A 16,229-nucleotide genomic window follows, 5' to 3' on the forward strand; every position below is an offset into this window, starting at 1 on the left:
TATCAGTGGGTATTTCTTATGTAATACAGGGGGCGGTTCTCTTGTTTGATTTTCAAACAAGAGAACCGTCCCCATGTGAACTCCCTTAACTGGATTTCTCCAACAAAACATTCTCCTCATTCTCTTTAGCGGTCAACACACTCACCGCGCCCATGATGATGAACGCCGCAGCTGCACTGAAGAACATGGCGATGAAGATATTGCCGATCAAGTTGAGTGATGTAAAGGCGACATATAAGCTAGCTCCAGTAATCACTGCGGCTATAGCTCCATATTGGTTGGCGCGGTTCCAGAAATACCCGAGCGTGATTGGGGCGATGATGCCGGATATGATCGCTGAGAAGCTGAATTGGATCAAGAACGCGAGCGACTCTGGTCGTTCTAATGAGAAGTAGAGCGATAAGAGTCCTACGACGATAAGGGATCCTTTGGCCACTTTCAAAGACTTGTTGTCCAGTTCTTCTGCTGACATCTTTCTTGCGGTCAGGAGCGGCGCGACGACGCGGTACAAGTCGTTGCCGATACTTGTCGTAATCCCTAAGTACAGACTATCGGTACTGGATAAGATGGCTGAGATGATGCCGACGATCATGATGGCTGCGATAACACTCGGGAAGGCCTCGATCACATAGGTCGGAATCGCGGCGTCCGCACTTTGCAAGCTTGGGAACAGGACGCGGGCGGCGAGTCCACCGAGGACCATCAAGGTCGAAATGACGCATAGCACGAGCCCTGCGGATAAGGTGAAGGGAGCCAAATCTTCTTCTTTTTCAATCGAAAGGACTTTGTTCAACAGGTGAGGCATCAACACGAAACTGAATAGAAGAAACTGCACGGCCATGATGGCGAGTGCGCTGTTATAGGGACCGCTATTTGCGATGGCTGCAGTAAGGTTCGGGTCGATGGCGTTCAGGCGATCGGTCAACACACCGAATACGTTCCATCCTCCGCCGATCGTCCAGAAGAAGGAGACGACGATGAAAATAGAGGTGATCGCCATCAGGATGCCTTGGATGCCGTCGGTGATGATTTGGGCGAAGGCGCCGCCGAGACCGATATATAGAATCGTGATGGCCACCCCGATGATGATGCCCCAGAAATACGGGATGCCGATGACGGTTTCGAAAATGGTCGCAAGTCCGACATTTTGTCCGACGATATAATAGACATTGAATAAGATCAGAAGCGAGACGATGGCTTGCAAGGCTTTCGAGTTATAACGTTTGCCGAGCCACTCTGGAAGTGTCGACACGCGACCGAATTTTTTCCCGTAACGCCAGAACGTTTTGGCGAATAAAAGGAGTCCGACCCAGGAGACGCCGAAGCAGCCGAGGGTGTACCAGAGCACGGCGGTTCCGTGTTCGTAGGCGAGTCCGGGGACGCCGATGAACAGGTTGGCACTGGCGTAGGAAGTTGCGAAGCTGGCACCGACGAGCCAAGGACTCACTTTTCCGCGTGCGGTCGCGAAGCCTGCCATCGACTGGCTGTGTTTCCTCCCTTTTTTACCCACCCACGTCACAGCGGCAAAGTATAGGGCTAATAAAAAAACAACGGTCCAAAGTAATACGCTTGAGCTTGTCAGCATCTTATCGTTCTCCTTTCTTCGTTGAGTAAACATTTTTCCAAATGACTAATCCGAGTAACCAAAATAAAGCGACAGCGATGAAGTACGTCAAAATCATATCGTTTCCTCCTGTTTTTTGAAAAATGGCAAGGGATGCGGGCCGATGTGACGGATGTTGAGCTCGACGTTCATGTTATAGGCGATCTCGTCTTCCTCGATAAGTACATGTGTCAGTAGAGAAGGGCCTTCTTCAAGGGCAACCACACCGACGACATAGGGCGTAAGTTCCTGCCAAGCGGGATGGCCGGCACGATGGATGACGCTCCACGTTTTCAACTTGCCTTTTCCCGATGCACGCTTCCATGTTAGCGAGTTGTGAAAACAATGGGGGCAGTGGGCGCGAGGGTAGAAGATGGATCGCTCACACTGCTCACATTGTTGAAGACGGAACTCCCCGGCTTTTATGCCTTCCCAAAATGGCTCGCTGATGGGGGTGATCGTTGGTCCTGGTAATGATATGTTCATCGTTCTCCTCCTAACACGAGCGCCGTCGTCTCGCTTAATGTCGCTCCGTTCCCTGTCACAAGGGCTTTTCTGGCATTCGGGACTTGCCGGTTTCCGGCTTCGCCCCTCAGTTGATGGACCGCTTCGATGACATGCGACATGCCACCTGCCAAGTCTGCCTGCCCGAATCCGAGTTGGCCGCCATGGGTGTTCAATGGATAATCTCCGTTATGTCCGAAGGTGTGGTTTCGGACGAATTCCCCGAACTTGCCTGGCTTACATAGACCTGCACTCTCAAGCGTTGTCGCGACGACGCTCGTATAACAGTCATATAGTGAGAATAGGGCGATGTCTTCGACGTTCGTCTCGGCTTGCTCCAAGGCCCTTGGAATCGAAGAATAGAAGGGCAGGGACTCGAGTGCCGGTGCCTGACTGACCGCGCGGTGAGTGATTTTTTCACCGGCTCCTTTTAGGTAGACGGGTTTGTGCTTTCCGGTTGCTGCTTTGTCCGCTGACGTGACGACGACCGCGGCTCCCCCGGCGACCGGCATGACGATTTCGAGTAAGTGTAGCGGGTCGGTAATCATCGGGGACGCGAGAATATCTTCGACTTCGGCGGGCTTGTTATAAAAAATCGCATTCGGGTTGAGCTGGGCATTTTTCCGTGCCCAATACGCGATCGTTGCAAAATCTTCTTGGGTCGATCCGTACTCTTCCATGTGCTGTCTTTTTAAAAGCGCATAGGACGTGTTCGCGCCGGATGCCCCGAACGGCACGTCGAATTCGCGGATCGGATTGCGGTTCGGGGAGCGTAATGAATCGCCTTTTTCATGCTTGTTGGCTAAGACGCAGACGACGGTGTCGCACATGCCGGCCTGGATGGCGGCGGAGGCTCTCCAAATCATCCCCGCTCCAGAGGCTCCGCCGAGGTCGACCGTGTTGGACATGGTGGGATCAATTCCGAGATACTCGGACACCGTCGCCGGCACATGTTGCGGCGTTTCGCCGACTTGTGGTCCGACGAGGAGGCCGTCGACGTCGTCCTTCGAGATGCCGGCATCCTGAATCGCGAGACGGACGGATTCTGCGATTAAGCTCAATGTCGTTTGTCCGGTGGAATACCGGACGGGCTTCAGTTCACTGATGCCGATGATTGCCGATTGCGCTTGGGTGGCCATTACACGAACTCCCTTTCTGACAGCTCTCGAAACGCTTGTAAGCTTGCTGGGTTACGTAACGATGCTTCGTTTTTGACTTCCTTGCCTAACGCAGCGGTTTTGGCTGCTCCTTCGACTTTCTTCCCGTTGATCGTGTGGGGGATGGCCTCCACTTGATAAATCCGTTTCGGGACGTGCCGCGGCGACGCTTTCGCCCGGATTTGCTGTCGTATTTGTTTTGCTAAATCATCGGTAAGGTGTTCCGTGACAACACAAAGGACGATGTCTTCATCATGCTCTTTCGGCCACCCGAACACGACGGAATCCCTGATTTCTTCTATATAATCCACAACACCATAAATCTCAGCTGTGCCGATCCGGACCCCACCTGGATTCAGTGTCGTATCGGCGCGACCATAGATGATCATCGATTGATCGATGGTTTGTTCCGCTAAATCGCCGTGTGTCCAAATACCCGGCCTCTTGGAAAAGTAGCTCTTGCGGTAGCGTTCGTCTCCGCCTTCCCCGAAGAAGGTGAGCGGCATGCTCGGGAACGGCTGTGTACACACGAGGTCGCCTTTTTCTTCGTACACGGATGCCCCTCGCTCGTCTAAGACATCCACCGCCATGCCTAACGCTTTGCCTGAGATTTCGCCTCGCTTCAGCGGGTGAACGGGCGAGCCCATCACGAAACAGCCGATGATTTCGGTTCCTCCAGAAATCGATGTGAGGAACACGTCCGGTTTGATGGTCTGATACACCCAGTCGTACTGCTCGGCCGCGAGAGGAGCGCCGCACGATAACACGCTCTTTAACGCTTGGAGCGAGTGGCTGCTTTTCAAGTGGATCCCCGATTTCATCAACGTATCCAAATACTTCGGACTTGTCCCAAAATGAGTGATGCCGATTTCATCCGCCACGTCCCACAAATGGGTGAGGGCGTCCTTTCGTATGGGTGAGCCGTCGTACAACACGATGGCCGCTTCGCTCGCGAGCGCTGAGATGAGCCATGGATACATCATCCAGGCGGTGTTGGTGTACCAGAACAGCACGTCTCCCGGCTTGATATCACAGTGGAACTGATGCTCTTTCACATGTTGAAGCAGGGTCCCGCCGGTAGAATGGACGATCGCTTTCGGGAGTCCCGTCGTTCCGGAGGTGTATAAAATGTATAACGGATGATCAAATGGAACGGGCTGGAACGTCGGTTCTTCAGCTTCATTGTTGCAAAGATCGTTCCAAGAAAGAGCGTCTTTTGCGTAAGATTCGCCGCCGAGTGTGATGAGAGCGGAAAGGCCTTCAAGGTGCTCCGTCGTTTCCTTAATTTTATCTTCGATATCGAATGTCTTCTGTTTATATTGATAGGTGAGAGTCGCGATCAACACTTTCGGTTTCACCTGACCGATGCGGTCGACGATGCCTTTGGTGCCGAAGTCAGGGGAGCAGGACGTCCACGTCGCGCCGAGGGAGGTGGTCGCAAGTAAAGCGACGAGCCCCTCGATATCGTTCGTCGTGACGCCGGCGACACAATCACCTTGTTGGACGCCGAGTCGCTTCAACCCTTCTTGAGCTTTGGCGACGGATTGTCTGAGTTCGTGTAGAGTAATGCTCCGGCTGACGCCTGACTCATTCGCTTCATAGGCGACGGTTCGGTCAAGCGAGCCGCGGAGTAGGTTTTCGGCGAAATTCAACTGGGCTTCCGGGAACCACTGGCTGTCGGGCATCGAAGCACCGGGGATGTGTATGCGCTCGCCTTTATGTCCTATGATGCCGGCGTAGTCCCACACGGCTGACCAAAATTCCGACAGGTGAGAAACCGACCAGCGGTGGAACCGTTCATAAGGGAAAAGGGGCTGTCCGGTATAGTCAGCAAAAGCTTTCATGTGCGATTGTTCGATTCGTTCGTTTGACGGTTCCCAGATGGAAGGGGAACGCTTGGCTGTGATGGGTGCGGTCATTGGTATTGCCTCCTTTTCGTTATGTACGGGGTACTTCTATCAAAATCGCCATGCCTTGTCCGCCACCGCCGCAGAGGGAGGCGATTCCTTTGCCTCCGCCGCGTCGTTTCAGTTCATGGGCGAGGGTGAGGACGAGTCGGAATCCTGTGCCGCCGAGCGGATGGCCGAGCGCGATGGCGCCGCCGTTGACGTTCACACGGTCGTAATTTAGGTCGAGTTCCCGGCAGCTTGCGATGACGACACTGGCGAACGCTTCGTTGATTTCGAATAAATCGATATCGTCTGTCGTTAAGTCGTGTCGGTCTAATAGGGTTTGGATAGCCTGTGATGGTTTCGTTTGTAAACTAGGATCGGGTCCGGCGATCTCTGACCAACCGATCACTTCGGCGAGCGGATCCTGTCCGAGTTCGTCCGCTTTCTGTTGTGTGGTAACGATCCCGACGCTCGCCCCGTCCGTCATTTGCGACGCGTTTCCGGCAGTGATGGTGCCTTCGCTAGAAAAAGCTGGGGCGAGATGGGATAGCTTTTCTATTGTCGTTCCTTTGCGGATGCCTTCGTCTTCTTCCAAGATCCCTTGGATAGGAGCGATTTCAGGCTGCAGCCATCCTTTTTCCTGTGCAGTCGTGGCGCGTTGCTGGGAAAGGGTGGCGTATTCATCTTGTTCTTTACGAGTGATGTCGAAGGATTGGTTTTTCTCATCGGTCAGGGCTCCCATCGAGACATCGGATAGGGCGCACCATAACCCGTCGTTCAGGAGGGTGTCGGTTAGCTTGGTATGGCCGAGTCCTGAAGATGTTCTGACGGGAGCGGTATGAGGCGCGTTCGTCATCGAGTCGAATCCGCCGACGATGTATAAATCGCCTTCGTTCAGTTGAAGTCTACGGGAGGCATCGGCGATGGTCGCGATGCCGCCTAAACAGACGTTGTTCAGTGTGGTGGCGGGTGTCGCGATATCAACCCCTGCCTCATAAGCGACTTGTCTGGCTGGATTTTGACCGCCGCCGGCTTGGATGACTTGGGCAAGTAGGACGCCATCTGCTTGTTTGGCGGTTGGGTTTTTGTCGAGCAGCGCACTGAGCGCCTTGGATCCAAGTTCTGTTGCGGTGTGTTTTTTCAAGGAACCTTTCCACTTGCCAAACGGGGTACGGATGCCATCTAATAGTACGGTTTTCATGTATATAACACTCCTTTTGTTGAAATATAAAGAGCCCTCTTCATACGAAATAAGAAGAGGGCTCTAGGGCTCTTCTTATCTTCCAGGATCATCTCCTGCAGGAATTAGCACCTTATCAAGCGGTTGCTTGATGGTTGCCGGGCGTCAACGGGCCAGTCCCTCTGCCTCTCTGGATAAGAATTCATTATTTAGTTGGGAAAACAAGAAACCCTCTCTACTTTTGTTAAATAGAGAGGGTAAGAGACTCGAGATTCTCTTATCTTCCTGAGCTATGCTCAGTAGGATTTGGCACCTTGCTATCAATATAGCGGTTGCCGGGTTTCACAGGGCCACTCCCTCCACCTCTCTGGATAAGATGTTCATAACGTTTATTTGGTTATGTGCTATGTTAGCAAGGTGAAGGATCGGTGTCAATGGATTTTATGGAAAAGTCTGAATTTTTTGTGGGGACGGTTCTCGTGTTTGAAACCAAACACGAGAACCGTCCCCACAAAGACTTGTCGTGTGAATAGAGAAGGATGTTATGAGATAATGAACACAGCCTGCCGAACGGCACAATCATACTTTTCTAAAAGGAGCATTCAAATGGCAAAACGAATTGGATATGTAGGAACGTATACGAAACAAGATAGTAAAGGCGTGTATCAGTTTACACTGGATACGGACAAGAAAGCGTTGAGCGACGTGACATTAGCTGCTGAATTAAGTAACCCGACGTATGTGACGGTGAGTGATGATCGTCAACATTTATACGCGGTATCGAAAGAAGGGGAGAATGGTGGCGTTGCGGCTTTTTCCATTGATGAGGAAACGGGTGCTTTAACCAAATTGAATTCTCAATCTGCCGCAGGTTCGCCTCCGTGTCATGTAAGTGTCGACCATGAGACGAAAACGGTTGTAACGGCGAATTATCATACGACGAATATCGTGTCTTATCTGACGAATGAAGATGGATCTTTGAATCCAGCCCATTCTGTGGTGGAACACGAGGGGACGGGCCCTCATGAGCGACAAGAGAAACCTCACATGCATTACGCTGGGTTCACACCGGATGAAAAATATGTGATCGCGATCGACCTTGGAAGTGACCGTGTCATCACGTATGCTGCCGATCAAGGAGAGTTGACTCAAGTACAAGTGTTCAATACGGCTCCTGGCAGTGGCCCAAGACACATCACATTCCACCCGAACGAAAAGTACGCCTATGTGATGACAGAGTTGAGCTCAGAAGTCCTTGTGCTTCACTATGATGAGAAAGATGGTAGCTTTACACAACAGCAATCGATCAAAACGATTCCGGAAACGTTTACGGAAACGAATGATGGAAGTGCGATTCATATCTCTTCTGATGGCCAGTATGTCTATGCCGGTAACCGCGGGCATAACTCGATTGCCGTTTATAAAGTGGATCAAGATTCCGGTCAAATGACGTTTGTCGAGTGGACGTCGACAGAAGGGAACTGGCCACGTGATTTTGTACTGGATCCTTCTGAAGAATTTCTTATTGTGACAAACCAGAAATCAAACACGATGACATTGTTTGAACGCGACTTGACGACTGGGAAGCTGTCTCTTGTTCAATCGGATGTGCATGTTCCTGAACCCGTTTGTGTGAAATTTAAATAGAGCTTGGGCTTGCCGATCGTAGGGACGGTTCTCGTGTTTGGTTCCAGGGGACACAAAAAAGAATCACTAATTTAGAGCGAAAGTTTGACAGATAGGAAAAAACAGGGTATAGTAATAATTAATTATTCTTGTTCGTTTATGAATAGAGAAAAAAGTTTCGCAACTTTCACTTGAATTTCTAGAGCAAAAATAGTAATACATTGTGGAGCAAATCCACGCAGGAGGTAACATTATGTTACAAGGTACAGTTAAATGGTTCAACGCAGAAAAAGGTTTCGGATTTATTGAAGTAGAAGGTCAAGACGATGTATTCGTTCATTTCTCTGCTATTCAAGGTGAAGGTTTCAAAACTCTAGAAGAAAACGAAACAGTTTCTTTCGAAGTTGAAGAAGGAAGCCGTGGACCACAAGCAGCTAACGTTCAGCGCTAAGCTTTGCTTGATATAAAGAGGAGACTCCCGACTCGGGAGTCTCCTTTTTTGTGTGCAATTTGGCGTAGGGACGGTTCTCGTGTTTGATTTCAAACACGAGAACCGTCCCCACGAAAGAGCGCCTATGAAAGATTATTCGAATGTTCCGCGGACGATGGGGGTGTTGTGTTCGACCATTTTGGTTCCGCGTGCATAGACTGATTCGATTTCCAGTGTATCGGGATCAAGCAATACGAAGTCGGCGTCTGCGCCTTCTTCAATTCGGCCTTTTTGTTTCAGGCCGAGAACGGAAGAGGGATTTGCCGTGACGGTTTGGAGTGCATCTGTGAACGGGACGTGATGTTTGTGGACCGCTTCCACAAACGCTTCGTAAAGCGACTGGACGCGGCCGACTTTCATTCCGATGTAGCGGCCGTCCTGATCAAAATCAGGCAGGCTCCCCTGGGCATCAGACGTCATCGTGATCCGGTCGATCGGCACGCCGGCGTCAACCATCCGTTTGATGGCGAGCGGTGCTTTGACTTCCCCATCTTCAAGAAACTTCGGAATCGTACTCGTCGTGAAATCGACGTACCCGCCTTTCTTCGCGTATTCGATGCCGGCTGTGAATAGCTTCTCGTTCCGATTGATGTGCGTCGGGTAAAACTGGGTGATCGGAACATTGGTCGTGTCGACTACCGCATCAATCAAGTTTAAACCATCAGAACCGTCCCCGAGATGAATATTTACGACACCATTTTTGCCGGAAAGCATCCCGCCGATCCGGGATTCGGACGCGACGGTTGCGAGTTGGTCTATGGTAGGTTGCGAAGAACGGTGGTCGGCGATCGCGATTTCGCCCGTTCCGATGATCAAATCGATCAAGATCAGGTCGTCTTCGATTTTACCGGTCAGGGTGCGGACGGGAATCTGGTAGGACCCGGTGTGAATGTAGCAGCTGAGTCCTTCTTCGTTCAGCGCTTTGGCCTTCGCGTACAGGTTCGTCATGGTACGTGTTGTTCCGTCGGTTCCAATGACCCCGACGACGGTCGTGACGCCGCTCATCGTCGCATCCGTCAGTGTGAGTTCAGGAGTGCGGGAGCGGAAACCGCCTTCTCCGCCTCCTCCCGTAATATGAACGTGGCCGTCGATGAGTCCTGGAATCAGCCGTTTTCCGGCCGCATCGACCGTTTCGATCCAATCGACCGGCTCGATGTGATCGGCGATCTTCGCAATGCGCTGATCGGCTATCAGTACGTCCTTTTTCCCGAGCGATTCGGGCGCGTAGACGTCGGCGTTTTGTATGAGTGTAAGCATGATGTCATCCTCCTGTTAGCTAAAATTGATGAAGACGGCAAGGATAATGAAGAAACTCGCCAATCCGAAAAGAATCAGTTGGAACTTGATGATGAACTTGAACCACGTGCCCCAGTCAAGACGAGCGGCACCGAGCGTTCCCATAAGTGCGGCTGAGGTGGGAACGATGATGTTGGTCAGTCCGTCTCCAAGCTGAAAGGCAAGCACAGCGACTTGGCGCGTCACGCCTGCGATATCAGCAAGTGGCGCCATGAGTGGCATCGTGAGCGCTGCTTGTCCGGACCCGGATACGACAAAGAAGTTGAAGATCGACTGGAAGAAGAACATCAACCAGGCCGAGAATACTTCCGGGACGCCGTCCAGCAGCTGTCCGCCAGAATAAAGAATCGTGTTCAACACAGACGGCGAAGCAGGATCGTCGCCACCTAAGATGATGACGATCCCTTTCGCCATCCCGACGACAAGGGCCGCCGGCAGCAAATCTTTCGCCCCTTGAGCGAAGCCTTCTGCGATATCATTGACGCGCATTTGGTTCAATTTGAAGATGGCGCCGATTATTCCCGCGACGAGTCCAATCGTGAAGAACTGACTGGCGATTTCAGGGATGTAATACGCGTGCTCGACCACTCCCCAAATGATCCAGGCCACCCCGGCAGCGACGGTCAGGATCACGAGCGCATGTCCAGTGCGGAAATTCACGTCGAGGTCGGTATGCTTGAAGTCTTCTCTGAAATAATCATCCGATCCATACGATAGCGATTTTTCTGGATGCTTACGGATCTTCTGAGCGTAGCGCCACGTGAAATACGTACCGACAGCGGTGAAAACGAACCACATCGCCATACGGAAGGGTGTTCCGGAAAGCACAGGAACGTCTGACACACCTTGCGCGATGGCGACGCCGAACGGGTTCATCCATGATGTTCCGAAGCCGATTTGCGTGGCGACGTAGGTGATCATGATGCCGGTGATCGCATCATACCCGAGCGCAATGACGAGCGGGACGAGGATCATCGCGAAGGCGATCGCTTCTTCGCCCATGCCGAACACCGCGCCGCCTAACGAGAAGAGAAAGAACATGATCGGGATGATCAGCACTTCTTTTCCTTTCGTTTTATCGATGACCGCAAGGATTCCTTCTTCAATCGCTCTCGTGCGCATGATGATGCCGAAAGCTCCGCCGATGATCAGGATAAAGGCGATGACGCCGACAGCGGATCCCCATTTATCACCCGAGACGATTCCTTCAAACACATAGTTCAAGAAACCGACTCCGCCACCAGGCTCGAACAGACTTGTTCCCTCTGTCGCTTGGCCTTCTGTCGAGAAGCTTTCTGGAATCAGGACGGTCCGTGTTTCCTCGCTTCCGCCACTTTCATACGTGACTTCCTTCGTTTCGAACGTTCCGGCCGGGATGAGATACGTGAGTACCGCGGCCAACATGACAACAAAAAAGATGATGACGTACGTGTGGGGCATCTGGAACCCCGATTTTTTCTTTTCTTCCATTGCATTGTTCCTCCTTATGATTGTCCTTACCTATGTACATGCAAGAATCGTGCCAACTTTATTATTCTGAATTTTCTGGGGTTTTGGCGTTTATTTGGTTCTCATTGGTTGTTATAATGTAACCAATAAACGACGGAAAAGGGTGACGAGATGAATCATGATGTGACGTTGATTACAGGGACGGAGGAGACGAGGCAGGCCCTACATAACCAATTGACCGATTTGCTCGGCGGGACGCTTGAAATCCGGAGTTTTGCCGTAGATGAACAGATGCCATATAGAATCGAAGAAGGGTTGTTGATTTACTCTTCCAAGCTGGTAGAGATGGAGGCTGCTCATGTGAAGGGGAGTCGCTGCCATACGATTACGGCGGAACGGACGATCAATTTTGAAAAGATCGGCCGTCTATTCGAAATTCCTCAAGGGACGGAGGTGCTCTGTGTCAACGATACGAGGCAGATGGCGGAGGAAACGATTGATACGCTCCAAAAAATCGGCATGGATCATCTATCGTATACGAGCTACTACCCGGGAGCGAGGACGCGTTCGGGGTTCTCCACGGCCATCACCCCAGGAGAAATCGCGGTCGTGCCGCGCTCGGTGGCGAGTGTCGTCGATATCGGGGTCCGGTTAATCAATATTAGCACGCTCTTTGAAATTCTAGAGCATTTCCATTTGAAACAGCAGCTCGGCGGTATCCTATCCAGCCGCTACACCGCTAAGATCATTGAGCTCAGTCAAAAGCTCGCCGAAGTGAACAGGCAGACGGCTTCGATGAACGAACGGTTGATGCAGGTTGTCGACGGGGTGAATGAAGGCGTGATGGCCGTTGATTCTAGCGGAAAAGTGACTGTGTTCAACTCTTTGATGGAAACGTACACCGGCTACCGGTCGTCCTATGCCACGGGCAAAACGCTCGATCAAATATTTTCGGATGGTCGTTTAGTGCGCTTTTTGCAATCATCCACTGAGGAGGCGGAGTTGTTCACGTTGAACGGGTACTCCGTCATGGTCTACCGGTTTCAGTGGGACGCCGGGGAAGATCTGCTGCTCGTTTTTAAAAATACGGATGAGACGATTTCGATGGAAAAAGCCGCCCGGCGCCAATTGAGGGAAACGGGATATATTGCGAAATACGGGTTCGACGACATCATCGGAGAGAGTCATCCGATCGAGGAAGCGAAAGCGATTGCGTCGAAGTTAGCCCGGACGGAACTCCCGATTTTGATTGAGGGAGGCAGCGGGACGGGGAAAGAACTGTTCGCAAGCGCCATCCATAACGATTCCGCGCGTCGTCACGAACCTTTTCTGGCGGTGAATTGCAGCGCGCTTCCGGAAGACTTGCTTGAGAGTGAGCTATTCGGATATGAAGAAGGGGCGTTTACGGGCGCGAAAAAAGGTGGCAAGAAAGGACTGTTCGAGCAGGCGGACGGGGGCACGCTTTTCCTTGATGAAATAGGCGATATCAGCTTGAAGCTCCAGGCACGTCTGCTTCGAGTTATTCAAGAAATGGAAATCCGGAAAATCGGCGGCACGAAGAATGTCTCGGTCGATGTGCGCGTTTTAGCTGCGACGAATAAGGACTTGCGTGGATTGATTGCGACGGGCGATTTCCGGGAGGATCTTTATCATCGTCTCAGCGTTCTATTTTTGCAGATTCCTCCTTTAGTAGAACGAATCGATGATTTGGAGTTGCTGATCGACCACTTTCTGATGGAATCTCATCAGGCTGATAGGAAAATCAGTCCGCAGCTGATGGAGCGGCTTAAAGGCCATTCGTGGACCGGCAATGTGCGAGAGTTGCGCAATGTCCTGTCGTATTTGATTACGGTAGGAGAAGGAGAGTGGCTGACGCCGGATGACTTGGCGGGGCAGCCGTTATTCAGGAAGTCTGCCCCTGTGACGATGGTGGAGGAAGAGAAGCATCGCGCGATTTTGCGTATCATTTATGAATTGAACCGGGAATCCGGCGGAGCGAGCCGGAAGCGGATCAGTGAACGAAGCGAGGAGAGTGATCATCCCTTATCGGAACAGCAAACGAGAAAGGTCATTAAAGAACTGGAAGAGAAGGGGCTCGTCGTGGTGAAACGAGGGCGTGCGGGAACGGAACTGACGAAAGCTGGAATGAGGTATTTGTGACTTGCTCTGCGTGGGTGCTCTGCGTGGGGACGGTTCTCGTGTTTGGTTGAGGAGACCGGACAGAAGAACCGTCCCCATATCAAGTCATATGGTTGACGCATAGAAATAAAGGGCGTATAGTGGGGGTTAATTATTCTTGTTCGTTGATGAATAAACAAAGTTTCGCAACTTTCACTTGAATTTCTAGAGCAATAATAGTAATACAATGTGGGTTTATTCCACGCAGGAGGCAACATTATGGTACAAGGTACAGTTAAGTGGTTCAACGCAGAAAAAGGTTTCGGATTTATTGAAGTAGAAGGTCAAGACGATGTATTCGTTCATTTCTCTGCTATTCAAGGTGAAGGTTTCAAAACACTAGAAGAAAATGAAACAGTAGATTTCGAAATCGTTGAAGGCGACCGTGGCCCACAAGCCGCTAACGTTCAAAGATAAGTGATCTTCATGAAGAGAGACTTCCGACTCGGAAGTCTCTTTTTTTGTGGGGACGGTTCTCGTGTCGGGTTGCTAAACCCAAACAGAAGAACCGTCCCCACGCAGATGTTATAGAATATCCATTGACTAATAGGTAGGAATCCTATATAAAGAAGACGGTTCTATAAAACACACAGCATCAAGAGTTGAACTACATAAGGTGTGGAAAGCGGGGAAAATATCATCAAGCTACAACGAATAGTCGAAAATAAATGGTTTACTAGGTTCATTCTGGCGGTGATCCTCTTCAATGCCGTCCTGCTTGGTCTTGCGACAGATGAGCGGATTTATTCTCAGTATGAAGAGATCTTCGTCGCACTTGATATCATTGTGTTAGTCATTTTCACGATTGAAATTCTCATGAAGCTTGCGGTCTATCGATTCCGTTTCTTCCAGGATGGATGGAACATCTTTGATTTTGTGATCGTGTTCGGAACGCTTGTCTTATACAACAGTCATTTTATTGCGGTGCTTCGTATTTTGCGGGTTCTCCGAGTACTGAGGGCCATCTCTGTCGTCCCATCGTTACGCCGTTTGGTAAGGGCGTTGTTCATGGCAATCCCGGCAATCGGGTCAGTTACGGTGCTGATGGGGATCATCTTCTACATTTATGCCATTATCGGTACGAGTTTCTTCAGTGATTTGGCTCCTGAATACTTCGGAAACGTCGGGTTAAGTACGTTGACGTTGTTCCAAGTGTTTACGCTCGAAAGCTGGGCGAGCGGCGTCTTCCGTCCGATTTTCGCTGAAGTCACATGGTCTTGGATCTATTTCGTGTCGTTCATTACTATTTCCGCCTTCATCATCCTCAATCTCATCGTCGGGGAAATCGTCAACAACGCCCAGCAGATATCTGAGCATGCGGAAGAGGAAAGCAAGGATATGGAACAAATTAAGCAAGACTTGCAGGAATTGAAGCAAATGCTTCGAGATAAATAAGACGTAGGGACGGTTCTCCTGTTTGGCGTAACAACCAAACGCGAGAACCGTCCCTTTGTTTGACCTTAGTTTGCCTTCGTGAATAGAGTCTGGTGAAAACTGGAATACTAGCATGTAAATCGAATTTCTAAGATTCATATGATTTTCATGTGAAGGAAGCGAAGGGGTCGAATGAGATGAGGGATGTTTTCTGCTATTACAAGAAGTCTGTGACGTCAGTGGGGGGAAGCTCGCCTGTTGAGAGAATCGCTATCCAAGATAAAATCTTTGCTCATTACTGTATATCAAAAAAGCTCAGAATCGTAAAAAAGTTTAGTGATTTGGGTTATTTAGGCCCTCCTTTTCGACGAGAGGAATTAATGCAGATGAGGAAGTTAGTAGAGAAACCTACATGTCCAGCCGATTTGTTAGTCACGTACAGTGTTCTTGATGTTAGAAATGATATCGAGAGGAATAAAAATCTCCTCTTAGAAAATGTGAAGCGAATCGGAAACATATATTTTTATAAGCAAAACTTTACATTGGATTATGAACATTTTCGTTTTGTGTTAAAAGGACCAGAAACAGATTCTGTTCCTTTTCAAAAGGAAGGGTAGGGTCTAATGTAATCTAGTATTGAAACGGTGATAATGGCTTTGAAGTACAGGAGTTTCCGCGGAGATGTTTATTATCTGCAAAGTAAGAAGACGAAGAAAGGGAACACGACTTATTTTGCTTCGAAGAAGAAAACGGGTGCGGGAGCGGACATGGACGAGCTGCCTGATGGCTATGAAATCTATGAAGATCCTAGTGGAAAAGTATTTGTACGTAGGGAGTTAAAAGTGTTATTTCATGATGACGAAATTGATACTTAGGTGGGGTAGATGACTGGATGTACTTGGATAGCCCAAATGACTTAAGAAAACTCGTCAAAGAATATGTCTGTCATCTGGGACAGGAATCGTTTTATGATTTGATGTAGGGACGGTTCTCGTGTTTGATTTTCACAACTGAACACGAGAACCGTCCCAACGTTTGGTCGTATGGTTGACACATTACAATATGGGGCGTATAGTGGGAATTAATTATTCTTGTTCGTTGATGAATATGAAAAAAGTTTCGCAACTTTCACTTGAATTTCTAGAGCAATAATAGTAATACATTGTGGAGCAATTCCACGCAGGAGGTAACATTATGTTACAAGGTACAGTTAAATGGTTCAACGCAGAAAAAGGTTTCGGATTTATTGAAGTAGAAGGTCAAGACGATGTATTCGTTCACTTCTCTGCTATTCAAGGTGAAGGTTTCAAAACTCTAGAAGAAAACGAAACTGTTGACTTCGAAATCGTTGAAGGCGACCGTGGACCACAAGCAGCTAACGTTCAAAGATAAGCTGTTTTGTAAGAGGGACTTCCTAAATAGGGAGTCTCTTTTTTTATGCACAAATTTATCGTGGGGACGGTTCTCCTGTTTGTTTTCA

14 protein-coding genes and 2 riboswitches are annotated in these 16,229 nt (G+C 49.9%); of the genes, 7 read left to right on the forward strand and 7 right to left on the reverse strand.

Annotation, left to right across the window (positions count from 1 at the left end):
* Positions 1-85: 85 nt before the first annotated feature.
* The 5 genes from H0266_RS10850 to H0266_RS10870 all read right to left on the reverse strand — a co-directional run bounded on the left by H0266_RS10850 (position 86) and on the right by H0266_RS10870 (position 6,357).
* Entirely contained in the window at positions 86-1,585 is a 1,500-nt protein-coding gene (locus H0266_RS10850) for a sodium:solute symporter family protein (protein WP_181472408.1), read from the reverse strand.
* A gap of 93 nt (positions 1,586-1,678) precedes the next feature.
* A complete protein-coding gene (locus H0266_RS10855) occupies positions 1,679-2,089 on the reverse strand; it encodes a Zn-ribbon domain-containing OB-fold protein (protein WP_181472409.1) in 411 nt (136 codons plus the stop codon).
* Positions 2,086-3,045, reverse strand: coding sequence for a thiolase family protein (locus H0266_RS10860; RefSeq protein ID WP_343063260.1), 960 nt, complete (start codon positions 3,043-3,045; stop codon positions 2,086-2,088). Before H0266_RS10860 ends, H0266_RS10855 begins: the two co-directional genes overlap by 4 nt.
* 200 nt (positions 3,046-3,245) lie before the next feature.
* The gene (locus H0266_RS10865; RefSeq protein WP_181472411.1) at positions 3,246-5,183 is read right to left on the reverse strand and encodes an acetoacetate--CoA ligase; all 1,938 of its coding nucleotides are present in this window, start codon (positions 5,181-5,183) and stop codon (positions 3,246-3,248) included.
* Positions 5,184-5,202: 19 nt separating this feature from the next.
* The gene (locus H0266_RS10870; protein ID WP_181472412.1) at positions 5,203-6,357 is read right to left on the reverse strand and encodes an acetyl-CoA C-acyltransferase; all 1,155 of its coding nucleotides are present in this window, start codon (positions 6,355-6,357) and stop codon (positions 5,203-5,205) included.
* Positions 6,358-6,429: 72 nt separating this feature from the next.
* A riboswitch (SAM riboswitch) is annotated at positions 6,430-6,537 on the reverse strand.
* A 73-nt stretch (positions 6,538-6,610) separates the two neighbouring features.
* A riboswitch (SAM riboswitch) is annotated at positions 6,611-6,714 on the reverse strand.
* A 228-nt stretch (positions 6,715-6,942) separates the two neighbouring features.
* On the opposite strand from H0266_RS10870, the gene H0266_RS10875 reads away from it, so the two are divergent.
* Both H0266_RS10875 and H0266_RS10880 read left to right on the forward strand, forming a co-directional pair.
* Positions 6,943-7,983, forward strand: coding sequence for a lactonase family protein (locus H0266_RS10875; protein WP_181472413.1), 1,041 nt, complete (start codon positions 6,943-6,945; stop codon positions 7,981-7,983).
* 232 nt (positions 7,984-8,215) lie between these two features.
* Positions 8,216-8,413: a cold-shock protein gene (locus H0266_RS10880; protein WP_181472414.1), complete on the forward strand. Its 198-nt coding sequence runs from the start codon at positions 8,216-8,218 to the stop codon at positions 8,411-8,413.
* Between the two features lie 132 nt (positions 8,414-8,545).
* On the opposite strand, the gene iadA is transcribed toward H0266_RS10880, so the two are convergent.
* Together iadA and yfcC are read right to left on the reverse strand one after the other, a co-directional pair.
* Positions 8,546-9,709 (reverse strand): beta-aspartyl-peptidase, encoded by a 1,164-nt coding sequence (gene iadA / locus H0266_RS10885; RefSeq protein WP_181472415.1) that lies wholly within the window; start codon positions 9,707-9,709, stop codon positions 8,546-8,548.
* A gap of 15 nt (positions 9,710-9,724) precedes the next feature.
* Entirely contained in the window at positions 9,725-11,218 is a 1,494-nt protein-coding gene (gene yfcC, locus H0266_RS10890; RefSeq protein ID WP_181472416.1) for a putative basic amino acid antiporter YfcC, read from the reverse strand.
* A 150-nt stretch (positions 11,219-11,368) separates the two neighbouring features.
* Between yfcC and H0266_RS10895 the strand changes: the two genes are divergently transcribed.
* From H0266_RS10895 to H0266_RS10915, 5 genes are all read left to right on the forward strand, one after another.
* The gene (locus tag H0266_RS10895) at positions 11,369-13,357 is read left to right on the forward strand and encodes a sigma 54-interacting transcriptional regulator (protein ID WP_181472417.1); all 1,989 of its coding nucleotides are present in this window, start codon (positions 11,369-11,371) and stop codon (positions 13,355-13,357) included.
* A 237-nt stretch (positions 13,358-13,594) separates the two neighbouring features.
* Entirely contained in the window at positions 13,595-13,792 is a 198-nt protein-coding gene (locus tag H0266_RS10900; protein ID WP_181472418.1) for a cold-shock protein, read from the forward strand.
* Positions 13,793-13,993: 201 nt separating this feature from the next.
* A complete protein-coding gene (locus H0266_RS10905; protein WP_181472419.1) occupies positions 13,994-14,770 on the forward strand; it encodes an ion transporter in 777 nt (258 codons plus the stop codon).
* A gap of 623 nt (positions 14,771-15,393) precedes the next feature.
* A complete protein-coding gene (locus H0266_RS10910) occupies positions 15,394-15,624 on the forward strand; it encodes a hypothetical protein (protein WP_181472420.1) in 231 nt (76 codons plus the stop codon).
* Between the two features lie 319 nt (positions 15,625-15,943).
* Positions 15,944-16,141, forward strand: coding sequence for a cold-shock protein (locus H0266_RS10915; protein ID WP_181472421.1), 198 nt, complete (start codon positions 15,944-15,946; stop codon positions 16,139-16,141).
* Positions 16,142-16,229 lie beyond the last annotated feature (88 nt).

Source organism: Halobacillus locisalis (assembly GCF_013694105.1).
Lineage (GTDB): Bacteria > Bacillota > Bacilli > Bacillales > Halobacillaceae > Halobacillus > Halobacillus locisalis.